This window comes from Vibrio sp. Y176, from assembly GCF_033438945.1.
In genome coordinates, this window is sequence record NZ_JAWOQS010000062.1 from 1 (window position 1) to 1,536 (window position 1,536).

The window sequence follows — 1,536 nt, forward strand, 5'->3', positions numbered from 1 at the left end:
GCATACCACCTTAAACACTAAAACCAACGCATAGTAAAAATGCCACGCGTTGCGAATCCCTCTTGAACAGTTTGTTAGTACTAAAATTCCTCGCGAGTATCACGCTCTTCATACTCTGGGAAATCAATTTCGATAAAGCCGTCATCATTAAGGACGAACAATACGCTTTCATGTTCGATATCAGCTTCATTCATATCAGAGCAACCACGATAAACTTCCCAATCATATGAATAATCGAGTTGATATTGATTACAGCCTACAAAAGAAATGTTTTCGACTTCTATCCCATTAACATTGTGAGCCATATGATCTATATGAGATAGGTCTGGGATAAGTTTCTGTTCAAAGTCACTTTTGTTTTCAGATAGAAATCTAGTTAACTCTTCGCACAAGTGAGCGCCGTTAACTAAGGGTTGAGATGAACTAGAAAAGAACATTTTCAAATACTCCGAAACCTAATTTAATTTTGGTACTAACGCCGCATTAAGGTGTGAGCGGCGCTTGGCTATACTTGAGCGAAGCGAAACTGCCAAGCGTTGCGAATCACTCTTAAATGCTTTGTTAGTTGCACAATGCGCACTGAATTTTTTGTTTATTTTCAGTGATATATTATATGTCATTTAGATAGACTTGAAGATGACCTTGCTCTATGTTTTCAGCAAAGGTTTCATTACCATTTTCAGCTTCTCTCCGCATGAATAAAACTAAAGCCCGTAATCGCTCAATCATTGCGTCCGCTAGTTGATTTCTTTCTAACGCAGTTGCACCGTAACTATCACAGAACAACTTAGCTCTAGTTACCTGCTCAGAGATTGTGCCTAACTTATCATTGCTGTCAGTTTTGAAAGGCGACCAACAATAAACTGAATATGCTAAATCCCATATTCTTGGCGCAGGGTGCGCAGTATCAAAGTCAAATACACCTACAACTGTGTTCTCGGATAGAGCAACATTATAAGGGGTAAAGTCACCATGGCAGATGACTTCAAAAGGCTCTTTTGGCTCTAGCATCCACTTGTGCGCATTGACATCTACTTGTTCCAAAAGTGGCACAGTTGAGTCATGTATTTTACGCAATAGCTTACCTGCTGATGTGAGTGCATCCACAGTCGCAATTGCATCGACTAGAGGGTAGTTATAAGTATTACCAACAACAAAACTTAGGACTTCCTGTTCTTGGCTAACACCAAGAAATCTTGGAGATTCAGCTACATTTTCTCGCTCGAGGTGTTTCAAAATAAAGTGAATTGTAGGACTCCACGGCTGAAGAGGACGATAGACAACTTCACCATCTCGATATATTGCTGATTCTCTTCCACCTGATAATTCTTCCACGAAACCTCCTCGTGCAACTAACGCCTTGTTAAGGTGTGAGGCATGCAATACCGAAGGTTCCGCATAACACCTTAACCACTAAAACCAACGCATAGTAAAAATGCCACGCGTGCCGAATCACTCTTGAACAATTTGTTATACGAATTTCTTCAGTGCCAACACTTGCTGTTCAAATAACTCACAATCTGACTTTGAGTATGA

At 40.2% G+C, this 1,536-nt stretch carries 2 protein-coding genes; both read right to left on the reverse strand.

What is annotated here, in order from left to right:
- Positions 1–80: 80 nt before the first annotated feature.
- Entirely contained in the window at positions 81–437 is a 357-nt protein-coding gene (locus R7O13_RS24045; RefSeq protein WP_041061979.1) for a hypothetical protein, read from the reverse strand.
- Positions 438–609: 172 nt separating this feature from the next.
- Positions 610–1,335, reverse strand: a complete 726-nt coding sequence (locus R7O13_RS24050; RefSeq protein ID WP_318304823.1) for an aminoglycoside phosphotransferase family protein — start codon at positions 1,333–1,335, stop codon at positions 610–612.
- Positions 1,336–1,536: the final 201 nt, after the last annotated feature.

What these genes read in the sequence shown, in the direction of transcription:
- R7O13_RS24045 (WP_041061979.1), bottom strand. Translation starts at nt 437, where the DNA reads ATGTTCTTTTCTAGTTCATCTCAACCCTTAGTTAACGGCGCTCACTTG.